The organism is Streptomyces sp. NRRL WC-3549 (genome assembly GCF_000721935.1).
Taxonomy (GTDB): domain Bacteria; phylum Actinomycetota; class Actinomycetes; order Streptomycetales; family Streptomycetaceae; genus Streptomyces.
The window spans coordinates 118,748-124,818 of the sequence record NZ_KL585405.1; the positions used below are offsets into that span (position 1 = coordinate 118,748).

General features: G+C 72.0%; 6 protein-coding genes and 1 pseudogene. 3 read left to right on the forward strand and 4 right to left on the reverse strand.

Features of this window, described 5'->3' with window-relative positions:
• Positions 1-735: 735 nt before the first annotated feature.
• Entirely contained in the window at positions 736-1,380 is a 645-nt protein-coding gene (locus tag IH13_RS0118530; protein ID WP_031085837.1) for an IclR family transcriptional regulator, read from the forward strand.
• A 120-nt stretch (positions 1,381-1,500) separates the two neighbouring features.
• Entirely contained in the window at positions 1,501-2,289 is a 789-nt protein-coding gene (locus IH13_RS0118535; protein WP_031085838.1) for a S16 family serine protease, read from the forward strand.
• A 188-nt stretch (positions 2,290-2,477) separates the two neighbouring features.
• On the opposite strand, the gene IH13_RS0118540 is transcribed toward IH13_RS0118535, so the two are convergent.
• From IH13_RS0118540 to IH13_RS0118550, 3 genes are all read right to left on the reverse strand, one after another.
• On the reverse strand, positions 2,478-2,660 hold the full coding sequence (locus IH13_RS0118540) for a hypothetical protein (protein ID WP_031085841.1): 183 nt from the start codon (positions 2,658-2,660) through the stop codon (positions 2,478-2,480).
• Positions 2,661-2,688: 28 nt separating this feature from the next.
• Positions 2,689-3,306, reverse strand: a complete 618-nt coding sequence (locus tag IH13_RS0118545; protein ID WP_031085842.1) for an ArsR/SmtB family transcription factor — start codon at positions 3,304-3,306, stop codon at positions 2,689-2,691.
• A 100-nt stretch (positions 3,307-3,406) separates the two neighbouring features.
• Positions 3,407-3,880 carry an Lrp/AsnC family transcriptional regulator gene (locus tag IH13_RS0118550; protein WP_031085844.1) on the reverse strand — a complete coding sequence of 158 codons (474 nt, stop codon included), beginning with the start codon at positions 3,878-3,880 and terminating at the stop codon, positions 3,407-3,409.
• Positions 3,881-4,001: 121 nt separating this feature from the next.
• On the opposite strand from IH13_RS0118550, the pseudogene hppD reads away from it, so the two are divergent.
• A pseudogene (gene hppD, locus IH13_RS37805) lies at positions 4,002-5,137 on the forward strand (4-hydroxyphenylpyruvate dioxygenase).
• Between the two features lie 87 nt (positions 5,138-5,224).
• On the opposite strand, the gene IH13_RS0118560 reads toward hppD, so the two are convergent.
• The coding region (locus IH13_RS0118560; RefSeq protein ID WP_031085846.1) for a tetratricopeptide repeat protein at positions 5,225-6,071 on the reverse strand (847 nt) is incomplete at its 5' end.

The window sequence follows — 6,071 nt, forward strand, 5'->3', positions numbered from 1 at the left end:
GGCCCGCCGAGCGCCGAGGCGACGGCCGGGCAGATCCAGGACCGGATCAAGAAGGTGCAGGAGTGGGCCACCCGGATGCGGTGACCCCGGACGACCGTAGGGGCCCGTGGGGGCGGTGAGGTCGTGTGGGCGGCGGGGGCCGTGAGGCCGTGGTGCGTGGTGGCTGGCCCTTTCTGTCCGGGGGCGGTCGCGAGGTCCCGAGGGCCCGCCCGGCAGCGGGCACCGGCCCTGTGGGTCCCGAGTGCCCGCCCCCTGTGGGCGTGGTGGTCGGCCGCCCGGGCCCGGTGCGAGGAGCGAACGGTTCCTTCTCCGGACCCGCAGGCGTCTCCGGAGGGGCGCGCGACGCTCCCGCGCGCCGGGCGTACGCGCCGGAGGGCGAAATTTTTTACATGATTTCTTCACGGTGTGTTAACAGTGGTTCACCTGTGATGCACGGAGCGTCGCGGGACGTCACTCGACCTGGACGCGCGTAGACGTCCGCGTTCCGGACGGTTCCGCGCTGACCGGCGGTTATGCCGTGGCGTTCTGGGACCCGCCCGGATTCTGGACGAGGTCTTCCGCTGAGCGGACCCGCTCGCTACTGTCCCCGAAACATGAACGCGCCGTGGCAACGTGGCCGCGGAGCGCATCCGGTGCCATGGCCACTCGGGGGGCCTCTCGGTGCGTCGCCGTGGGACCGGCGCCGTCACCTCGCAGAGGGGAACCGCCCCACTCACCACAGAGGGAGAGGGCGTCGTGACCGCAGAGACTTCTCAGACGCTCGACCGGGGACTGCGCGTCCTCAAACTGCTCGCCGACACCGATCACGGTCTGACCGTCACCGAGCTGTCGAACAAGCTCGGCGTCAACCGCACCGTGGTCTACCGCCTGCTCGCCACCCTGGAACAACACGCCCTCGTCCGGCGTGACCTGGGCGGCCGGGCCCGAGTGGGTCTGGGCGTGCTCCGCCTGGGCCGCCAGGTGCATCCACTCGTCAGGGAAGCGGCGCTGCCCGCGCTGCGTTCCCTGGCCGAGGACATAGGGGCGACCGCCCACCTCACCCTGGTCGACGGCGCCGACGCACTCGCGGTGGCCGTCGTGGAGCCGACCTGGACCGACTACCACGTCGCCTACCGCGCGGGGTTCCGGCACGCGCTGGACCGGGGAGCCGCGGGCCGGGCGATCCTCACGGCCCGGCAGAAGTCACTCGCCGACGATCCCGGATACACCCTGACCCAGGGCGAGCTGGAGGCCGGCGCCTGCGGGGCGGCGGCGCCGCTGGTCGGGGTGTCGGGCGTGGAGGGCAGCGTGGGCGTGGTGATGCTCGCCGACGCCGTACCGGAGCGGGTGGGCCCGCGCGTCCTCGACGCCGCCCGTGAGGTCGCGGACGCCCTGCGCTGACCGATGCGCCGGTCGTGCCCCCAGGTGCGGCCGGCGCGGGACGGCGAAGGAAGGGCGCAGCGGGGACGAGTGGCCCGGTGCCGTACGGGAAGGAGCCGGGCGGCCGGTTAGATTGGGCGGGTGCTCTCTCGTCTCTCACGCCCCCGCACCCTCGCGCTCTGCGCCCTGCCCGTCCTCGCGCTCTTCGGTACGGCGGCCCTGGCGCCCCTCCCCTTCACCCTGGCGCAGCCCGGCACGACCGCGAACGTCCTGGGGGACGACAAGGGCACACCGGTCATCACGATCAAGGGGGAGCCGACCCGCACCACCGACGGCAGACTGCTGATGACGACGATCATCGCGACGGGGCCGGAGGCGGACGTGGGGATCGGGGACGTCGTCGACAGCTGGTTCCGGGGCGACCGCGCGGTCATGCCGCGCGACTCCGTCTACCCGACCGGCGACTCCGAGAAGGAGATCGAGCAGCACAACCTCAAGGACATGCGGGACTCGCAGAACTCCGCGGTCGAGGCGGCCCTGAACTACCTGGACAAGAAGCCCGGTTCGGTGGACGTCACCCTGCACCTCGCCGATGTCGGCGGACCCAGCGCCGGCCTGTTCTTCTCGCTCGGCATCATCGACAAACTGGTGGGCGACGGCTCAGGCGGCGATCTGACCGGCGGCCGTACGGTCGCCGGTACCGGCACAATCGACGCCGACGGGACGGTCGGTGCGGTCGGCGGGGTCTCCCTGAAGACGCAGGCGGCCCGGCGCGACGGCGCGACCGTCTTCCTGGTGCCGAAGGCGGAGTGCGCCCAGGCGAAGGCCGAGAAGCCGGACGGGCTGCGCCTGATCCCCGTCACGACTCTGAAGAGCGCGGTGTCCTCGCTGCGGGCTCTGGACCAGGGCGGCAAGGTCCCGAGCTGCTGAGCCGCGGCGCTCGTGCTGAGCCGCGGCTGTCGTGCGGAGCCGCCTTCCGCACGGTCTGGGCGGCCCGTACCGCGGCAGCCCCGTACCGACCCCAAATCGACCGCTGGATCGTCCCTCGTATCGGCCGTCGTGCCGGCCGCCCCCGGGCCTGACACCCTGGCCCGCGGACCGTGGTGGGCCCGCCGCCCTCAGGCCGCTCGTGCGGCGCGGGCCGGGGCGGGCGCGTTCTGGGCGAGGCGCAGGCCCACCTCGACCATGACCCAGCCCATCCGGCTGCGCAGCCGGGTGCGGGGTGCGGTGAACTCTGCGGCCTGCTTGCGCAGTTCGGCTGAGCGGTAGGTGTGCAGTATGGCGTGGACGTCGTGGTGCATGGCGAATCCCCCTCGTTCGGTGTGGAGTTCAGTCGGTCGGACGCGGGAACAGGTGCAGGTGGGTGCGGACGACGGCTGATCCCTCGGTGTCCTCGGGGACCCGGCCCCGGTACTCGGCCATCAGCGCGTGCATCTTCCCGGCGAGCTCCAGGGAGAGCTCCGGGGTGAGCCGCACCTTGAAGTCGCTGATGTCCATGGCCTGTTGCCATTCCTCGGGCCACTCGCGCATGGTGCCGAGCCAGGTGTTCAGCTCCTGGGCGTGTGCCGAGGCGACCTCGTGGAGGACCACCCCTATGGCGCCGCGCACCTCCGGGTCCGTGTGGTTCGTGAACTTGGTGGTGGGCCCGAACGCGGTGCCCTCGTGAGCCGACCTCCACCAGCGCTCGCGTCCCTTGCCGCGCGTCGGATCGTCCTCGACGAAGCCGTACGCCGCGAGCTGGCGCAGGTGGTAGCTGGTGGCGCCGCTGGACTCGCCGAGCCGTTCTGCGAGCCCGGAGGCGGTGGCGGGGCCGAACTCCCTGAGGGTGCTCAGCAGCCGGATACGCAGGGGGTGGGCGAGGCCGCGCAGGGTGCGGGCGTCGACCTGGTGGATGTTCAGCTCGTCCGGCGCGGACGCCGGCCCGTCCTCGGGTTCCGTAGGTGGCATGACAGGACTCTAAGCTTGCAAAGACCCCTTTGCAAGTAGTTCTTTGCATCGCGTTCTTTGCAACTCCCTCGACTGCGGGGCCCGCCGACGACCCCCTCCCTCACCCGTCGTCCCGCGCGGCCTGTTCCACCAGCGGGATGACCCGCAGCGGTACCGGGTTCTCCATCACGATCGCCGTGGCGGCCCGGACGATCCCCTCGAAGCCGACGACGCGGTCGATCACCCGCTGGAGATCGGCGTTGGAGCGCGCCACCAGCCGGCAGAGCATGTCCCCCTGCCCGGTCGTGGTGTGCAGCTCCAGCACCTCGGGCACCCCGCTCAGATGCGCCCGTACGTCCGCCCCCTGGCCCTGCCGGATCTCCAGCGTCGCGAAGGCGGTGACCGGATAGCCCAGTGCCGCGGGGTCGACGTCCGGCCCGAAGCCGCGGATGACCCCGTTCGACTGAAGCCGGTCCATCCGTGCCTGCACGGTCCCGCGCGCCACCCCGAGCCGCCGGGAGGCCTCCAGTACACCGATGCGTGGCTCCCGTGCCAGCAGCACGATGAGCCGGCCGTCCAGATGATCGATCGTCATCGTCGTCTCCCGATGGTCACCCTGTACAGATAGTGCGGCCATGGTGGCGAACCGCTGGGCAGATTGCCCAGTGAATGCGCGAACTGTTGCGCACCTTGCGAAGCGGCGGGAACCTTCCGACATGACTGAGACTGTGCACACCACACCCGACACCGCCCGGCAGGCCGATCCCTTCCCGGTCAAGGGAATGGACGCGGTGGTCTTCGCGGTGGGCAACGCCAAGCAGGCGGCGCACTACTACTCGACCGCCTTCGGCATGAAGCTCGTCGCCTACTCCGGACCGGAGAACGGCAGCCGAGTTACGTCCTGACGAACGGCTCGGCCCGCTTCGTCTTCACCTCCGTCATCAAGGCGTCCACCGAGTGGGGCACCTTCCTGGCCGACCACGTCCACGCCCACGGCGACGGCGTGGTCGACCTCGCCATCGAGGTGCCGGACGCCCGCGCGGCGTACGCGTACGCCGTCGAGCACGGCGCCACCGGCATCACCGAGCCGTACGAGGTCAAGGACGAGCACGGCACCGTCGTCCTGGCCGCCATCGCCACGTACGGCAAGACCCGCCACACCCTGGTCGAGCGCGGCGGCTACGACGGCCCGTACCTGCCGGGCTACGCCGCCGCCGCCCCGATCGTGGAGCCGCCGGCCAAGCGCACCTTCCAGGCGGTCGACCACTGCGTCGGCAACGTCGAACTCGGCCGCATGAACGAGTGGGTGACCTTCTACAACAAGGTCATGGGCTTCACCAACATGAAGGAGTTCGTGGGCGACGACATCGCCACCGAGTACTCCGCCCTGATGTCGAAGGTCGTCGCCGACGGCACGCTGAAGGTGAAGTTCCCGATCAACGAGCCGGCGATCGCGAAGAAGAAGTCGCAGATCGACGAGTACCTGGAGTTCTACGGCGAGGCCGGCGTCCAGCACATCGCGCTCGCCACGAACGACATCGTCGCCTCCGTGCGGGCCATGCGGGCGGCCGGTGTGCAGTTCCTGGACACCCCCGACTCGTACTACGACACGCTCGGCGAGTGGGCGGGCGAGACCCGGGTGCCCGTGGAGACGCTCCGCGAACTGAAGATCCTGGTCGACCGCGACGAGGACGGCTACCTGCTGCAGATCTTCACCAAGCCGGTCCAGGACCGCCCGACCGTCTTCTTCGAGATGATCGAGCGCCACGGATCGATGGGCTTCGGCAAGGGCAACTTCAAGGCCCTGTTCGAGGCGATCGAGCGCGAGCAGGAGAAGCGCGGCAACCTGTAGCCCCGCTGCGCGCACGGGGCTGGCGCCCGTCCCCCGTCGCCTGCCGCCGCGGCCGCGCCTACCGGGCCGTCGCCGCCGCGCCCGCGCCTACGGTGCCGTCGCCTTCGGGGAAGCGCCGCCGGCCTGCCCGGACGGCTGCGGCTCCGGTGCCGTCCCGGTGCTCCCCGCCTTCTCCGGGGCCGGCCCCGAGGAGGGTGCGGAGGAGGGCGTCGACGCCGGCCGGGTCTCCGCCGGGCCGCCCGACGCCGGCCCGCCCAGGGACTCCAGCGCCTCCTCGGCCAGCGGTGCGGCCAGCGGTGAGAAGTCCGGGTTGGTCCGGACGGCCTCCTCCAGCCGTGCGCGCGCCGGCCCGTCCTGGCCGAGGGCGCTCTCGATCACGCCCAGGTGGTAGGCGTACGAGGCGTTGCGGACACCACTCTCCAGGGAGCGTTCCCCGTACTGCACCGCCTCCTCGGACCGCCCCGCCCGGTGCAGGGCCCAGCCCAGCGCGTCGGCGACCTCGGCGCTGCGGCGCAGCCCGGACCACTCCGCCTCCATCAGCTCCACCGCCGCCTCGGGGTCGCCGTGGTCCGCCTCGAAGCGGGCCTCGGTCAGGGACTCGTTCACCCCGGCGGCCTGCGCCCGGTCCAGCAGCCCGCGGAGCTTCGCGTACTGGGTGCGGGCGTCCCCGTCCAGGCCCAGGGACTCGTACAGCTCGCCCAGTTCCAGGACGTACTCCGGGCGCGGGAGCTTCGCCGTCACGGTGCGGTAGTCGGCCAGTGCCTCGTCCGTGCGGTCCAGGGCGGCCAGCGCGCGGGCCCGGCCCGCCCGGGAGACGAGGTGGCCGCGGTCCGTGCGCAGGGCGGCCTCGTACTGGGCGAGGGCCTCCGCCGGCTCGCCGCGCTCCCACGCCAGGTCGCCCAGCCGGTGCAGGGCCGCGGCCTTCTCGGCGGGG